Annotated in this window: 12 protein-coding genes, 1 tRNA gene and 1 pseudogene; 1 reads left to right on the top strand and 13 read right to left on the bottom strand. The window is 60.1% G+C overall.

Going from position 1 to position 15,491, the window contains the following annotated elements:
• Positions 1 to 4: 4 nt before the first annotated feature.
• The 11 genes and pseudogenes from R3O64_RS00755 to R3O64_RS00705 form a co-directional block, all read right to left on the bottom strand.
• A complete protein-coding gene (locus R3O64_RS00755; RefSeq protein WP_070533859.1) occupies positions 5 to 1,123 on the bottom strand; it encodes a trypsin-like serine protease in 1,119 nt (372 codons plus the stop codon).
• Positions 1,123 to 2,028: a DUF418 domain-containing protein gene (locus tag R3O64_RS00750; RefSeq protein ID WP_070533861.1), complete on the bottom strand. Its 906-nt coding sequence runs from the start codon at positions 2,026 to 2,028 to the stop codon at positions 1,123 to 1,125. The genes R3O64_RS00755 and R3O64_RS00750 overlap by 1 nt, the downstream gene beginning before the upstream one ends.
• 116 nt (positions 2,029 to 2,144) lie before the next feature.
• Positions 2,145 to 2,624 carry a hypothetical protein gene (locus R3O64_RS00745; RefSeq protein ID WP_070596361.1) on the bottom strand — a complete coding sequence of 160 codons (480 nt, stop codon included), beginning with the start codon at positions 2,622 to 2,624 and terminating at the stop codon, positions 2,145 to 2,147.
• 104 nt (positions 2,625 to 2,728) lie between these two features.
• Positions 2,729 to 3,193: a hypothetical protein gene (locus tag R3O64_RS00740; protein ID WP_339017123.1), complete on the bottom strand. Its 465-nt coding sequence runs from the start codon at positions 3,191 to 3,193 to the stop codon at positions 2,729 to 2,731.
• 75 nt (positions 3,194 to 3,268) lie between these two features.
• Positions 3,269 to 3,344: transfer RNA gene (locus R3O64_RS00735), tRNA-Arg, on the bottom strand.
• Positions 3,345 to 3,510: 166 nt separating this feature from the next.
• Positions 3,511 to 4,578 (bottom strand): annotated as a pseudogene (locus R3O64_RS00730) (GTP-binding protein).
• Positions 4,579 to 4,611: 33 nt separating this feature from the next.
• Entirely contained in the window at positions 4,612 to 6,186 is a 1,575-nt protein-coding gene (locus R3O64_RS00725; RefSeq protein WP_070533391.1) for an SLC13 family permease, read from the bottom strand.
• 308 nt (positions 6,187 to 6,494) lie between these two features.
• Entirely contained in the window at positions 6,495 to 6,794 is a 300-nt protein-coding gene (locus tag R3O64_RS00720) for a DUF202 domain-containing protein (protein WP_339017122.1), read from the bottom strand.
• Positions 6,791 to 7,153: a YidH family protein gene (locus tag R3O64_RS00715; RefSeq protein ID WP_070533393.1), complete on the bottom strand. Its 363-nt coding sequence runs from the start codon at positions 7,151 to 7,153 to the stop codon at positions 6,791 to 6,793. Before R3O64_RS00715 ends, R3O64_RS00720 begins: the two co-directional genes overlap by 4 nt.
• Positions 7,154 to 7,213: 60 nt before the next feature.
• Positions 7,214 to 7,897 (bottom strand): potassium channel family protein, encoded by a 684-nt coding sequence (locus R3O64_RS00710; protein WP_049157754.1) that lies wholly within the window; start codon positions 7,895 to 7,897, stop codon positions 7,214 to 7,216.
• A 1-nt stretch (position 7,898) separates the two neighbouring features.
• A complete protein-coding gene (locus R3O64_RS00705; protein ID WP_101736478.1) occupies positions 7,899 to 9,263 on the bottom strand; it encodes a TrkH family potassium uptake protein in 1,365 nt (454 codons plus the stop codon).
• Positions 9,264 to 9,455: 192 nt separating this feature from the next.
• Between R3O64_RS00705 and R3O64_RS00700 the strand changes: the two genes are divergently transcribed.
• Positions 9,456 to 10,787 carry an MFS transporter gene (locus R3O64_RS00700; protein WP_257964768.1) on the top strand — a complete coding sequence of 444 codons (1,332 nt, stop codon included), beginning with the start codon at positions 9,456 to 9,458 and terminating at the stop codon, positions 10,785 to 10,787.
• 3 nt (positions 10,788 to 10,790) lie between these two features.
• On the opposite strand, the gene R3O64_RS00695 is transcribed toward R3O64_RS00700, so the two are convergent.
• Both R3O64_RS00695 and R3O64_RS00690 read right to left on the bottom strand, forming a co-directional pair.
• Entirely contained in the window at positions 10,791 to 12,839 is a 2,049-nt protein-coding gene (locus tag R3O64_RS00695; protein ID WP_339017121.1) for a YhgE/Pip domain-containing protein, read from the bottom strand.
• The gene (locus tag R3O64_RS00690) at positions 12,839 to 15,379 is read right to left on the bottom strand and encodes a YhgE/Pip domain-containing protein (RefSeq protein WP_339017120.1); all 2,541 of its coding nucleotides are present in this window, start codon (positions 15,377 to 15,379) and stop codon (positions 12,839 to 12,841) included. Before R3O64_RS00690 ends, R3O64_RS00695 begins: the two co-directional genes overlap by 1 nt.
• Positions 15,380 to 15,491: the final 112 nt, after the last annotated feature.

Here is a 15,491-nt window from a genome sequence, read left to right as displayed (position 1 = left end):
CAGCCTAGTTGGTCCGCTTCCCAGCACCAGACTTGCGACTAATCACCCGCGAGAAGATGGCTATCGCGATGAGGCCCACTACCGCAGCAATGCCTGCTGGCCACGCGACGGGCGCGCTGACCTGCATCGTTGCCGGCGGTTTCGGGGAATTGTGGGCGGTGAGGACGCCGTCGGTATCGCGGCCGCTGGTGACGTCCTCGATCCAATCGCGGACCTCGACCACCGACGTGATGGCAGCGCTCGGCGAAGGCAGATCCGGATCCGCGTTCGACGTACCAGCCGTGGCCACACCGACGAGGCGACCGTTAACAAAGAATGGTCCGCCCGAGTCGCCGCCCTGCATGCCCTCACCATTGAGCGACTTCACGTCCATGATGGCAGCCGCAATCATCGGGCCCACTCCCCCAAGCTCACCGGCCGGAATGCTTTCCGCGCCGTCGGGTCCAACAGCGATCTCTGGCATGTCGCCGCCCTCCATCACCTGGGGCGCGTTGGACGAACCAGGGGCGGGAGCGACCATTCCACCGGGAGCAGGCACTGCCATGTCACCAGGAGCCATAGCCTCGGTATCCCCCGGCGCCACCGGCGTCATCTTCTGGCCGGATTCGTCTGGGCTTGCCGGCGGGGTGCCGCCGGATAGCAATTCGCCGACTTCCATCTCGGCCATCGGCAGCTGGCCTTTGCGGGCCATGCGGGAGCTACTACTCCAGCCGTAAAAGTGACCTTTCTCGCCGGCGGTGGGGACCGCATCCGCGAGCTTAGCTGGCTTAATGCCCTCGACGGGCTCGGTCAGGTGCATGAGGCCGGCGTCGATAGTCGGCGAAACAGCCCAGGAGTCCACGTCATAGACGCGAGTGTCCTTGCCCTGGCCAAAGCGGGCCTGCGAGCCCTCGTTGTTGACGGACTCCAAGCAGTGGCGGGCGGTCAGCACCCACTGCTCAGCCACCAGCGTGCCCGTGCAATCGCCAAAGTTGCCGATCTTGCCCATGCGCAGCGCAGCCACGGCAGCGCTTTCCTCCGATTGCGGAGCGGGCTGCGCAAACTCCAAGGCCATGGCCGGCGCAGCGCCTAGCCCCACGACCAGAGAGCTGGCCACAACAGCAGTTATCTTTCGTGCCACCATTACGCGGCCACCTCCTTGATTGCCCAAGCCACGGCCCTCTCGGCCGGGCCCTTTCCACAGAACTTCTTCCACAGCGCGCTCAACAGTAGGAACGCGAGCACAAAGCCCAGTGCCGCCATGGTGTTGTGTAGGGAGACGTGTGCCTGCCAGTAGCGTGCGGTGAGAATGTGCAGGATATAGATGGTCAACGACATCGAGCCCAATGCCGCGAAGGGGAAGGTCAAGCGCGGCAGGTGACGGCCAATGATCAGGCACAGGTGCAGCACCACCGCGGTGACCGCCACGGAGAGAAGGATTTCACCAAGCACGCCCGTATGCCCGGTAAAGCGCAGCCAGCCGGCGATATCCGGGTTAAAGCGCTGCCACAGGCCGATGCCAGTAACGACGACGGCCACCGCGGTCGTGACGATCTGGGTGCGGGTGGGGCGGGTGAGGTAGACGTCGTAAAGCAGCATGCCCGCCACCATGTACGCCAGGAATGCCACGAGGGGGTAGACCTGTGGGAGTGTGTACGGCGCGTAGAGCACCGTGGCGCCCGCGGTGGCCAGCGCGAAGAGCAGGACCTTCCAGACGGTGGCCAGCGGCGGCACCCAAGCGGTGAGAGCCATGGCCGCGCCCATCACGACGAGCACCACCTGAATCTCACCGCCCACAGGCAGCAAGGCCACGCCGATGAGCATGACTATCAGGCCGCGGGCGACCAGCTTGAGGAAGACCCGCAGCGAGTAGTCGCGGGCAAGAATCATCATCGTGGTACCTGCAATGATGGCAAAGCCCGCCGCCGGCAGCCCGGAGAGCACCACCTTGGCGCTCCACACCAGGTTGGCCATGTGCAGAATAATCATCCCGATGATGGCCAAGGAACGAGCAATATCGAGGCCCACTATTCGGGCGCGCGCTGACACCTATTCATCTCCTTGCAGTTGAAAACGTTTAAAGACCGACCAGTGGCTCTGGCCGGTCTTCTTATTTGTGTCCGTTTTCAGCTCTGCATTTCACTCAGCGCTGCGTGATATGCGTCTCAGCGGCTAAGAGCGATGGCTTTCTCATCTTGCACGAGGTAAATGCGCTCAGGGGTTGCGGAGGCATCGGGGTCCACCTTCACCGTTACTGGTCTTTGAAGAAAGTCAATGAGGGCCCCGTCCGATTGCGGACCAAAACAGATGTTATCCGACATCAAATCCCACGTGATATCAATCTCACTAGCCTCGTTGCTCTCAAAGTGGAAGCCGGCGTTATCGCAGGAGAACTCCAAGTACTGATCCCTAAAGTTCACGTAAAAATAATCCGGCTGCTGTGCGGACTTCCACTCGGAATTAACCACAAACTCCATCTGCTGTGCATTGGCGGTGACCAGGCCTGCGGGCGTGCTGGTAATAATGTTGCGCTGTGAGGATCCAGCTTCCGCTATGCCTGAGCTTCCCGGCAGCTCCGAGGAGCCTGCAAAAGAGAAGAGGGAGGAAATGAAAAGCAGGATAGCGGAGAGAATCGCTTGAATCATGGGCATCATTGTATCCTTCCCAACCGACCAGTGGCTCTGGTCGGCCTTCTCATTTCTGCCTGTTGTCAGCTCTGCGTTTCACTCAGCTCTGCGCGATATGCGTCTCAGTGGCTAAGGGCGATGGCTTTCTCATCGCGCACGAGGTAAATGTGCTCAGGGGTTGCGGATGCATCTGAGGCCACCATTACCTTCGCCGGATCGGACAGGAACATAATGAAGGGAAGGTCAACTTTTCCTCTAGGGCAGGCCTTATCCGTCAGCATGCTGAGCTCCACGCCGCCATCAACCAAGGTAAAGTCGCCGCCGTTACAGGGCAACCACACCGTCTGGTTCTGGAAATTCAAGGAGAAATCCTCTGGGCTCGCTGCAGATTCCCACCTAAAAGCAGTGATATGTTCCATCTGCTCATCGTTTGCCTCGACCAAATCTGCAGGGGTGTTCGTAATGATGCCGTGCTGGGCGACGTTTAGCCCCCACGCCTCCGAGCTCCCCGCCAGCTCCGAGGAGCCTGCGTTAGAAAACAGCGAGGAGATGAATAGCAGGATGGCGCCGAGAATCGCTTTGATCATATTTCAGAACACTACCGGGTTTGCCCAACCCACGGAGTAGAAAATGAGAAAAGCCGCCCGAAGGCGGCTAAGTTTTGGTGCGCCCGGAGGGATTCGAACCCCCAACCTTCTGATCCGTAGTCAGATGCTCTATCCGTTGAGCTACGGGCGCAGTCCGTTGGTTTGCAGTGCTTGACGCCGGAGCGTGTGCGCTCTGCTGTGCAACGAGGAATAACTATACCCACACGCTAGAAATCTGACAAATCCCGATGTCAATGCATGTTTTCTACCCAAGAAATGGGCATAGCAATTCACCCCGTGTTCACCTTAAGGAGGGACTAGACGAGGGTGGCCACTTCGGCGTCGGAAAACACGGCGTCACGAAAAGCCTGCAGAGTGGACTCGTGGTCGAAGTCGACGCCGATGAGCACGAGCTCGGTGCCGGGCGTAACCCCATTGGCCGCCCACAGGGAGGCCGGCATGATCTGTAAGTTAGGGCCGGCCTGCTGCCAGGCGTGGGCCACGCGCAGATCGGTATCAACCCAGCAATAGCCCTTCGAACGCACCAGTCCGGTGCTGGCACGAAGGGCCTTCAGCAGACGCTCGCGGTTGAAGGGACGGTCAGCGCGGAAGACCACGGAGGAGATGCCATATTCCTCGGTTTCCGGCGTGTGTGGGTTGGCCAGCTCCTCCGCTTAGCCGTGGTAGGTCGCGGCGGTGGCGGTGTCATAGAGGTGGGCGTCAAGAACCAGCGTGGGATCAATAACACCGTTAGTGACAGGCACGACGCGGGCGCGGGGGTTCATGGCACGCACGGTGGCGATGACGCGCTCAGTTTCGGCGGCCTCCACCAGGTCGGTCTTGGTGATGAGGATGAGATCGGCGAACTCGACTTGGTCCACGAGCAAATCGGCAATGGTCCGGTCATCCTCAGGCGTGGCCTCAATGTTCTCGGAGACCAAGCTGCGGCCGCGGCGAAGATTAGTCAGGAATGTAGAGGCGTCCACGAGGGAGACCATGGTGTCGATAGGGGCGACGTCGGCAAGCGTGGTGCCGTCCCCGAACTCCCACTCGAAAGTGGCGGCAACGGGCATGGGCTCAGAAATGCCGGTGGACTCGATGACAATCTGGTCGAAGCGGCCGGAACGAGCCAGCTTGCCGACGGACTCAATCAAGTCCTCGCGCAACGTGCAACAAATGCAGCCGTTGGAGAGTTCAACGAAGCGGTCTTCGCCGCGTTCAAGATGGCCCTCGCCGGCGACGAGGGCGGCATCGATGTTGACTTCGGAGAAGTCATTGACAACAACCGCCAGCTTGCGCCCCTCACGGTTAGCAAGCAGGTGGTTGAGAAGGGTGGTCTTTCCGCTGCCTAAGAATCCGGACAGCACGGTAACGGGTGTAGCCATCCCGTAATGATAACGTTTTTCATTAATTGAGGGCTACAGGACCAACCCAAAGACCGGAACGGCAAGCAGGTAGACGGTGATGGTGATGAGCACGCAGCCAATCAGGTTGAGGCCGATACCGCCCTTGATCATGTCGCCGATCTTGACGTAGCCGGAGCCGTAGGCAATCGCGTTCGGCGGGGTCGCCACCGGCAGCATGAAGGCACAGGTTGCGGCCAGCGCCACCGGGATGGTGAGCAGCAGGACGTTGATGTCGCCATTCTGGGTAAGGCCGATACCCACGGCCACACCGCCCATAATCGGCAGGAAGGTCGCCGCAGTTGCGGTGTTCGAGGTGATCTCCGTCAGGAAGAGCACGAGCAGGGCCACCGAAGCGATGAGCAGGATGATGGGCAGGCTGCCCAACCCCTTGGCCATCTCACCAATCCACAGAGACAAACCGGACTTGTTGAACATCGAAGACAGGGACAGGCCACCACCGAAGAGCAGGAGCACATCCCACGGCATTTCGCTCGCAGTCTTCCAATCCAGCAGACGCACGCCAGTCTTCGTGTCGGCCGGGATGGTAAACAGCAGCAAACCAGCGGCAATGCCCACGATTGCGTCGTCGTAGTTGGATTCCTTGCTCACAAAGAAGGGAATGATCACCCAGGCCAAGGCGGCACCGAGGAAGATGATGCCCGTCATGACCTGCGGGCCGGTCCATGGGCCAAGCTTTTCAATCTCGGAATCAATGAGCTCGCGGCCGCCTGGAATCTTGTCCATCTCCGGCTTGAACACGGTAATCAGCATGAACCAGGCAATGAACAGGAAGATGAATGCCAGCGGCATGCCCACCATCATCCACTTGCCAAAGCCGAGGACGATGCCGTGAGTTTCCTTCATGTAGCCCATCAGCAGGGTATTCGGCGGGGTGCCGATGAGGGTGCCGAGCGAGCCAATCGACGCCGCGTACGCAATACCCAGCATGAGCGCGGTGGCGAACTTCTTCTGGTTAGCCATGCCACCGACGGCGTCGGCAGTCAGCGAAAGCACGGAAATACCAATCGGCAGCATGACCACTGCGGTAGCGGTGTTGGACACCCACATGGACAAAAAGCCGGTGGCCAGCATGAAGCCGAGGATCAGCTGCTTGGGCGAGGTACCGACGACCTTGACCACGAATAGCGCCATGCGGCGGTGCAAGTTCCAGCGCTGCAGGGCCAGGGCGATGAGGAAGCCACCCATGAACAAGAAGATGGTGGATGAGGCATAGGGCGCGCCCACATCCTTAATGCTGCCCACACCGGCCAGCGGGAAGATGACCAGCGGCAAAAGCGCGGTGGCGGCCAGCGGGATGGCCTCCGTCATCCACCACACACCCATGAGAATGGTCACGGCCGCTACGGCGCGCAGCGCGCTCTGGGTGTATTCTGTGTCATCCTTAGCGCCAGGCGATTGCAGCACGGTATCGACGGCGTTGCTCGGGAAAATAAACCACACGAGAGCAGCCAAAACGAGCCCGAGGATAAGGCCAATAGCCATGCGACGCCATTCGCGCGTATCAACGCCGTGGTCGTCTTCGCCCTCCGTGTGCGATGTTGAGACGTGAGTGTGCGGGGTAGTCATCTGCCCCCTCCTTTTCCTGGTTAACCAGCCCCCATTCAGCCGCGAGAGAGTTATTAGGATCGCCGAATGGGCCTACAGCTTCAGGTTATCGAGGTCACAGACCACCAACAAACACTTTCCGGTTATTACCCCCACTCAGGCCGCAGATTCACCCCTGTTCGCAAAATCTTTTGCAGATTAGCTGCAAAGAATACTCACCAATGTGTGGGCAGACCGCACGACAGAATAACCCCCTCCGCAGATCCCCAGACCTCGATCCCGCAACCTGCAGCCCAGGGAGTTTCGGGATTGAGGTCTGGGGGTTTGCGCTACCACAACGCAAAGAAGGCCACCGCTCCGAGGATCATCGTCCCCAGCGCAACGGCGGCAAGCGCCGGGGCCCCGGGCAGGGCGGGTGATTCGGCCCGGGCGAGGATCTCATCGGCGTCGCGAAGCTTGGCGGTAGCCAACCACAACACCACAGCCACCACTACTCCAACAATCACGGCGGCCCATGGCGCAACGGAACGCACGACGAGCAAACCCGCGATGAGGCCGGCTAGACCCGTGCGCTGCCAGGCTAAGCGGGTGCGCTCGGGTTGGAGGCCAGGATCAAAAAGCTCGCTCACGCTAGCAGCTCGCCCACCAGAATCATCAGGCCAATAAGGATCACCACGCCAACAATCAACGCCAACGCCGGGCTTGCCGGGAGCGGACGCGCATGGCGCATCGCGCGCTCGGAGGCACCCCAGTGAAACCACGCCACCGCCGGCAGGACGATGGCCACGATCAGCATGATGACGGAGACGACGCGAGTCAGCGTGGTGTTCAGCGGCAACTCGAAGGTCTCCAGCGCCACGCCACCGGCGATAAAGGCCAAGGACGTGCGGATCCAGGCCAAGAACGTGCGCTCATTAGCCATGCTGAAGCGCGGATCAGGTTCCTCCCCTGTTCCATACACCGAGCCCGGGAAACGTGCCTTCGTCATAGGCGCTACTGTAGCGCCCCGCTCCTAACTCCACAGCGCGAGGCACCCCGAGCGCGCCCCCTAAGACTGCGAGAAGGCCTCGAGATCCGCAGGGCTACCGGCGACGACGATGAGGTCGCGGTGGGTGAGCTCGGTGCCGTCGTCAAGCGGGCGCCACTGCCCCGGCCCCTGACAGCGGGAGATGAGCTGGACGTTGTGCTCTTCCCACACCTGGTGGAGGTTGAGAGGGCCCTTGCTTATCGACGCCGGCGGGGTCATCGCCGTCACGCCATAATCGGTGGCGATCTCCGCGAAATCCTCGAAGCGCCCGCCCAGCAGGTGTGCCACGCGGCGGCCCGTATCGCGCTCTGGGCGAATCACGTGGTGCACTCCGAGTTGGCGCAGGATGCGGGCATGAGCATCTGAATCTGCCTTGGCCCAGATATCGCTCACCCCGAGCTCCACGAGGTTGGAGGCGGTAAGGATGGAATCCTCCAGATCCGAACCGATGGCCACGACCACTCGCTCTACCTCATCGACGCCGAGCTGGCGAAGCGCCTCAGCGTCCGTGGTATCCGCGGTCACCGCTTCAGTGAGGAACGCGGCGTGCTCGCGCACGTGCTTCTCCTCAGCATCGATGCCGAGGACCTCCACGCCATGCTCCATCAGCTCGCGAGCCAGGGAAGAACCAAACCGGCCCATGCCAATGACGACGACCGGCGGGATATTAATGGAAGACTTTTCACGCCGCAGGGCGCTGAACATGTTAGCCAATGAACGGCCTTTCTTCTGGGTAGCGGTAGCGCAGGGTAATGGTCCGGGCGGCCAGTGCCGCCACGAAGGTGGTGGGTCCTACGCGGCCAACGTACATGATGAGACACAGCATGAGCTGCGATGGTGCGGACAAACTTGCGGTAATACCCGTGGACAAACCCACGGTGGCGAAGGCAGACATGACTTCGAATGTGACCTGGTCCGCGGTGAACTCGGGGTCCCAGATGCGCAGCGTCGCCACGCCCACGGCAACGACAATCATTCCGGCGGCCGTGAGCGCGAGGGCTTGACGGAAGGTGGACAGCGGCAGGCGCCGGTGCCCAATGGAGGTGTCTTCCCGGCCCAAGAATTCCGAGATCATCGCTGCGCCCAGAACGCATGTGGTGGTGACCTTGATGCCGCCCGCCGTACCGGCGGAGCCACCGCCGATAAACATCAAGATGTCCGTCACCATCAGCGTCAACGGGTGCGCCTCACCGTAATCGATGGCGTTAAAACCTGCCGTTCGGGGCGAAGCGCTCATGAAGAAGGCGTTGATGAGCTTCTGGCCCAACGGCATCCCGTTCAGTACACCGGAGCCCTCAGAGAGGAAGAAGACCACGGTGCCACTAAGCAACAAAAACGCTGTGGCGCCCAGCGTCATCCGGGCGGTCATGGACATGCGGTGAATGCGCGGCGTGCCACCACGCCAGCGCGTTAGCCGTGCGCGGGCCCGTCGCACGAACTCCGCCAGCATGGGATAGCCCAAGCCACCCGTAATCAGGGCGAAGGCGAGAGGAATCAGAATCCAGCCATCGGCGGCAAAGGAAACGACGCTATCGGAATAGGTACTAAACCCGGCATTATTGAAGGCCGAAATAGCGTGAAAAACTCCTTCCCACACCGCGCGTCCTGGTGCCACGCCGTGTTCGGTGGCTAGGCGCACACCGATGAACACGGCAACTGTGGCCTCACAGATCAGGGTCATGACCAAGGTGAGCAAAAGAGCGCGGCGAATGCCACCAGAAGCCACAGCACGGCCTTCCGCAGCCATGGTCCGGCGGGCTTTGAAGCTGATGCGACCAGTCAACAACATGCCTGATAACGATGCCAGGCTCATAATGCCGAGGCCGCCCAGCTGGATGAGCGCGATGATGACCGCTTGGCCGAAAGGCGTCCAATAGGTACCGGTGTCCTCCACTACGAGGCCCGTCAAAGAAACCGCCGAGGTAGCCGTAAAGAGTGCCGGCAGGAACGGGGTCCACTGCGGAACGTTGGCGGAAATCGGCAGCATCAGCAGCAGCGTTCCCACGAGGATGAGGAGGATAAAGCCCGCGGCGGTGAGCCGAGCTGGGCCCAGGAAATGACCGCGTTTCACAGCGCTTCACACTACGCTTCACGCCCTCTCAAGTCACCCCCATTGCCTGTGAATTTGCCGGCAATTTTATTAGTTCACCTTTTGTAATAAATAGCACTAAGAGTAGCTTCCCAATAGACAATTACACGACAGGTATTAGGAACGAATCGGTCCTTACCCGGATATGAAAGCGAGGCCACGATGAACCATAAAGTGAGCACACACACGGCGGACGGCACTGAAGTTGCCAAACCAAGAATCGAATGGCCAACCATCAAGGCTATCCTCGCCGCTTCCAGCGGAAACCTTGTGGAATGGTTTGATTTTTATATCTACGCCTTCTTCAGCGTCTATTTTGCAGATCAGTTCTTCAGCGGCACCGGCGAAACCGGTGCGCTCATGAAGTCTGCGGGCGTCTTCTTTATCGGGTTCCTCATGCGCCCCATCGGCGGCTATGTCTTCGGGCGCATCGCCGACCGCTATGGTCGCAAGCGCTCAATGCTGATCGCCATCATCATGATGTGCGCCGGCTCCCTCCTCTTTGCGGCCTTGCCCACCGCGGCGACCGTTGGCGCCTGGGCTCCAGTGCTGATGCTCATCGTGCGCTGCATCCAGGGACTCTCCGTGGGTGGTGAGTACGGAGCAACGGCCACCTACATGTCTGAGATTGCTTCCTCAGGACGCCGCGGCTTCTACTCCTCCTTCCAATACGTCACGCTCATCGGCGGGCAATTGCTGGCCAGCCTCCTCGCCGTCATCATGACCTCCACGCTGGGAGAAGAAGCAATCACAAATGGGTGGTGGCGCCTGCCTTTCGTAATTGGTGCACTCGCCGCTGTGGTGAGCCTCTGGCTGCGCAATGGCCTTGAAGAAACGACGTCGAGCACTGAACGCAGTGAGGAGGGCGCCGGAACCCTTCGCCAGCTCATGCAGCATCCTCGCTCGTTCTGGGTCGTCCTCGGTATTACCGCAATCGGCTCGCTGACCTTCTACACCTACACCACATACATGCAGAAGTTCCTCATCAATACGGGCGGCTTTGCCAAAGGCGACGTTGCCCGGACGATGACAGTATGCCTCTTCGTCTTTATGATCCTGCAACCGCTGACAGGCTTGCTTTCTGACAAGATCGGCCGCAAGAACACCATCCTCATTTTCGGTGTGGCATCCACCGTCGGCACCATCCCCGCCTTCATGCTGCTAGAAGCCCAATCCACTTTGATTGGCGCCGGCGCGGTCATCATCCTCATCTTCGTCTTCGAAAGCGGCTACACCTCTATCTCCGGAATTCTCAAAGCCGAGATGTTCCCCACCTACATCCGCGGTCTCGGCGTGGGATTCACCTATGCCGTGGGCAACTCGCTTTTCGGCGGCTCCGCGGAATACGTCGCTCTAGGGCTGAAGAATGCCGGCCACGCCAACGCCTTCCCCATCTACGTCACCGTCATGGCAGCACTGGGCGTGGTTGCCATGCTCTTCCTGCACGACAGCCGCACTCACTCCACAATCGACAACCCCGAAAGCAGCGCCTACGCCAAGAAATAGGCGCTACATCAGCTTGGTCTTCTCCAAGGTCTCCACCCAGCCGTTGGTGAACTTCTCCAACGGCTTGTGGAAGACCACACCCAGAACCAGCATCGGTACGGCAAAGAGCAAGAGCGCGAACAGGGAGAGCCAGTAATCACCGTGGTAAGTTCCGGCGATGGCCGCGCGGAAGGCACGGATGGTGTAGGTCGCCGGCAGCCACGGGCTAATGTTCTGGAACCAGTCCGGGAGCACCTGCAAGGGGTAGGCGCCGCCCGACGACGATACTTGGACCACCAGCATGAGCACCGCTAGGGCCTTGCCCGCGTTGGCGAAGGACACCACGAAGGTGTAGCAAATCAGCATAAAGATGAGCGAGCTAACCCAGCCCGCCAACAGCATGAGAATCGGGTGCGCGGGCTCAATGCCCACGAAGAAGATGAGGCCCAGAATCAGCATCGTCGACTGCACGAGGCCAACCGCGGCAAACATTCCGAAGCGGCCGAAGAAGCGCTGCATCGGCGAATATGTATCCTTATCCACCACATCCGTGCGCACGCTCACCGCAGTCAGCAGCGCACCAACCCACAGCGCCAGCGCCGTGTACATCGGCGTCATGCCGGCGCCGAAGCTCTTGACCGGGTAGACCGCTTGCCTGTCGACGTCCACCGGCGCCGCAATCGCATGCGCCAAGGCATCCGGATCGGAACCGATGATGTCCGCCAACTTCTTCAAGTCACCGGACGCCGCAGCGGAGTCAATGTCTTTCTTCAGGTCAGCGAACTTGTTTGCCTTGTCCTGCAGGCCAGAGGCGAGCTTCTGTACCGCATCCCGAGCATCCGTCAGCGATGAAGAATCAATGGTGACGGGGGCCTTAGCGGTATCCAGATCCGCGCTCACCTGGCCCAAAGAGTCCTGCAGTGCGCGCAGGGATTCACGCAGGCCAGAGGTGGAGATTCCCTCCACTGACTTCTTCGCATCATCGATGCTGGAGAGATCCGGCTTCGTGGGTTCGGGAGCGTTAGCGGTTGCTGTAAGGCGCGCGTGGAGAGTGCGCTGCGCGTCGATGGCCTCCTCGATACGGCTGAGCGCCTTCTCCTTATCCCCCGCAGGAAGCGGCAAGGCCTCGATGTGTCCGTGCAGGTTCTGATACTGGGCAATCGTGCCTTCTACCTGGCCGGCCAAGGTGTTGAGCGTGGCGACGCGGTCGGCGCGGGAGGCGGAGGCGTCGGCGTAAAGCGCATCAATACGTTGGCGCACCACGTCATAACTAGCGCTGGTGGCATCAAGCGATTGCTGCAGCGCATCCGTGGAAACGTTGAGCGAGGAGGACTGAATCTCCGGCAGCTCCAGGTCCGCCGAGTCCGCGATGCGCTGGGCGCTTTCCATGAGCGGAACCGCCGTATCCACGAGTCCGGCGAGGGAACGCGCGGTACGGGCAGCCATATCCAGCTGGGTCTGCACGCCATCCGCGCGCGCCTGCATCCGGTCCAATACAGCCTTGGTATCGCCCTTGCTCAAGAAATCGGAGAGTGAGGTGACCAGATCGAAGGACACGTCACCGACCGTCGTCGTGAAAGCCTCGGCAACCTGGGCCGACACGCCCTCTGCGCCTTGACCGGTAATCTTCGGCGCCAGCGCGTTCTTCTTCTCATTCATGTAGAAGGACAAGTCCGCGGGCTGGGAACCATCCGTGTAGAAGTTCATCATGTCGGTACTGAAGTCTTCCGGGAGCACGATGGCTGCGTAATACTCACCGGACTTGGTACCTTCAATCGCCTCATCGGAGGTGGTCACAACCCAATCCAGCTGCTCGTTCGCGCGCAGCTCATTGAGCACTTGGTCGCCGACGTTGATGGGCACCGGCAACAGATCGCTCTCATAGCCGGTGTCCTTGCTGGCCACCGCCACCTTGAGCTGGCTGGTGTTATCGAAGGGATCCCAGCTAGCCAACACGTTGAACCACGTGAACAGCATCGGAATGACGACGAGACCCACGAGCATCACCGCGCTCATCACGTTGCGGCATGCGGTGCGGATATCGTTGAGGAAAAGATCGAGTGTTCCACGCATTAGTTATCCCCCTCCGTGGACTCCGCGCCGATGCTGGACGGATGAATAAGGTCATCTTCATCCAACGTCACGAGCTCCGCGGACTGTTTCAAGCTGATGCGCAGGTACTCCAGGGTGACCGCGGCGACAATAATAAGGAAGCACCACGCCGTCCAAATGCCCAAGAGCAACGGCTTCTGGTCGGGCAAGAGGCCCGAGACAACAATGAGGATGACCACGCCGATAACGCCCGCGATGGCCACCATCTTGAGCCAATAGCCCCAGTTATGAGCGCGGCGGTCCAAATCCCTCTTGAGGCCACTGCGGCTATCCAACGCCTGGATGACGTCCGCGATGCGGTAGCCGGAGCCCACAACCTGCACGTTTTCATAGTCGAAGAGTTCGGTGTCCTTCAGCTCGCGGTTGAAAATGACGTTGAAGTGCGCCAACGCCTTGCGCAGTAGAAGGCCGAAGACGAAGAAGAGAATGAACATGAAGGCGAGCACGCCCATCTTCTTGAAGTAATGGTTGCCGTAGAACCCGCCGATGGTTTCGCGCATGGCGTCAATGCCGTACGTGAACGGAAGCAGCGGGTAGATGCTGTGGAAGAAGCTGGGCAGCAGCTCAATCGGGTACAGGCCCGACGCACCTGGAATCTGGATGATGGCAAAGACCACGCAGAGGCCGCGGCCGAGGTGACCCAGGGACGTCGACAACCCATAGATAATGCTCAGGTAGGCCAGACCCACGAGCACGCCCGTCAGGATGAATGCAGGCGCGTTCACAGTCTGTACGCCGATGAGCAGATCACCCACGGTCACCGTAACGGCCTGGATGATGACCATCAGGGCCATGAGGAGGAAGCGGCCCATGTAGGCCTGGCCCACCGTGATGCGATGGAATCCTTCCTTATCCACCTCGACGCGGAAAATCACCATGAGGACGAAGGCGCCGATCCACAGCGAGAGGTTAGTAAACAGCGCCGCCATGGCGGAGCCGTAGCTGTCCACCGGGTACACGGTTTCGGTCTTCAGCTCGATGGGCTCGGCAAAGAACTTACCGATTTCTTCCGCGTCCAGCCCAGTGACATCTTGAACCACCTTGGAGTTCATCGCCGCACGCAGCGAGCCCACATCACCCTGCATAGCGCGCAGGCTGTCCTGGAGGGCCAGGAGGTTGGCATCGAAATCGGACAAGGTGTCCTTCGTGGCGCGCAGCTGCTGGGCCACGCCGTCCAGGAGACCATTGGCCTCCTGAATGGTTCCCTTCTGCGCTTCCAGGGTGGAGCTTAACGCACTCGCCATGGAGCTCAGATTGCTCATGGCACGGTTGATTTCGGGTACGGCGGTGGTCACGGTATCGCGCAGAGTTTGCGAGGTGGCCTTGGTATCGGCCGCCGCTTGGTTGATAGCCTCCGCGCTAGCCTGCACGTTATCCGCCGCGGCCTGCGTATCCTTGCTCAGCGCACTGAGGTTCCCCACCAGCTGGCGGTTGGATTCATTGCCCTCATCGAGGCGCTGGATGGCGTCATCGATTTCCTTGGCCACCTGCGGTGAAAGCGTTGTGGAATCACGTAACGCCTTGAGCTGCGCAATCGATTCCGCACTCGCATCAATGGCGGTATTAGCCCGCTGCGTGGCGTAATCGAAGCGGTCACCGGCCTGGTTCAGACCCGCGGTGACATCCGCGATGGATTCCTGCGCCTGGGCGGTGCCGTCCGCCACCGCAGTCGCACCGTTGACGAAGGCGCCGGTGGTCTGGTCGGTGAAGTCACCGATGCCACCTTGTGCCTGGTTGACGAGGGAGGAGACCTCGGCGAGGGCTGTTTGGGCGTCGCCCAGCGCGGTGCTCACATCAGCCACCGTGGACTTGGCGCCCAACGTGGAATCAGCAGCGGTATCAAGCTTGGCTTGGATACGCGCGAGGTTTTCGCGGTTGCCGTCGATCTCCTGCGCGGTCTCCCCGAACGCGGAGCTGGTGTTGTTCATCGCGCGCGTGACTTTTCGCTCGAAGTCAGTACCGGTGTCCTTGACGTTCTCCGCCGCGACGGTGGCCACCTGCTCCTTGAAGGCCGCCGTGATCTGCTTGTCCAGACCTTTGGCACCGGTATCCGTGATCTTCACGGCGATGGCGTTGTTCTTCTCGTTGACGCGGTAAACCAGCTGCGGCTGCGTGAACTTCCCGTCGAGCATGCTCACGAGGTTCTCGCTAAAGTCCTCCGGAATCGTCACCGAGGCATACACGTCTCCCTCTAAAAGGGCTTTCTCGGCTTCGTCGCGCTCAAGGAATTGCCAGCCTATCTGGTCATTCTTTTTGAGTTTCTCAATGACCTCACTGCCGACATCTATCTTCCCCGTCAGCTCGTTGTTAGCACCCTTATCCTCGTTAACCACGGCCACCTTGATGTTGTTGGTATGGCCGTAAGGGTCACGAAAAGCCGCGATGTTAACCCATGAATACAACGCGGGGGTGATGACGAGCCCGATGAGGATGATCCACGCCCTGGGGACGCGGCCAAGCCTGGCTACATCTCTGATAAAAATCTTCCAACTTTGGCGCACTGAAGGCAGTGTACCCGTTGCACCTCCCTGTCTCTAACCAGCCAAAATACATAAAGTAATTTAAATAATTAACAAATAAACTTTAACATGGTTTGCCGGATCAAACCCCTGG

This window comes from Corynebacterium hesseae (assembly GCF_037850265.1).
GTDB classification, from domain to species: domain Bacteria; phylum Actinomycetota; class Actinomycetes; order Mycobacteriales; family Mycobacteriaceae; genus Corynebacterium; species Corynebacterium hesseae.
This window is presented reverse-complemented; position numbering and strand designations above follow the sequence as displayed.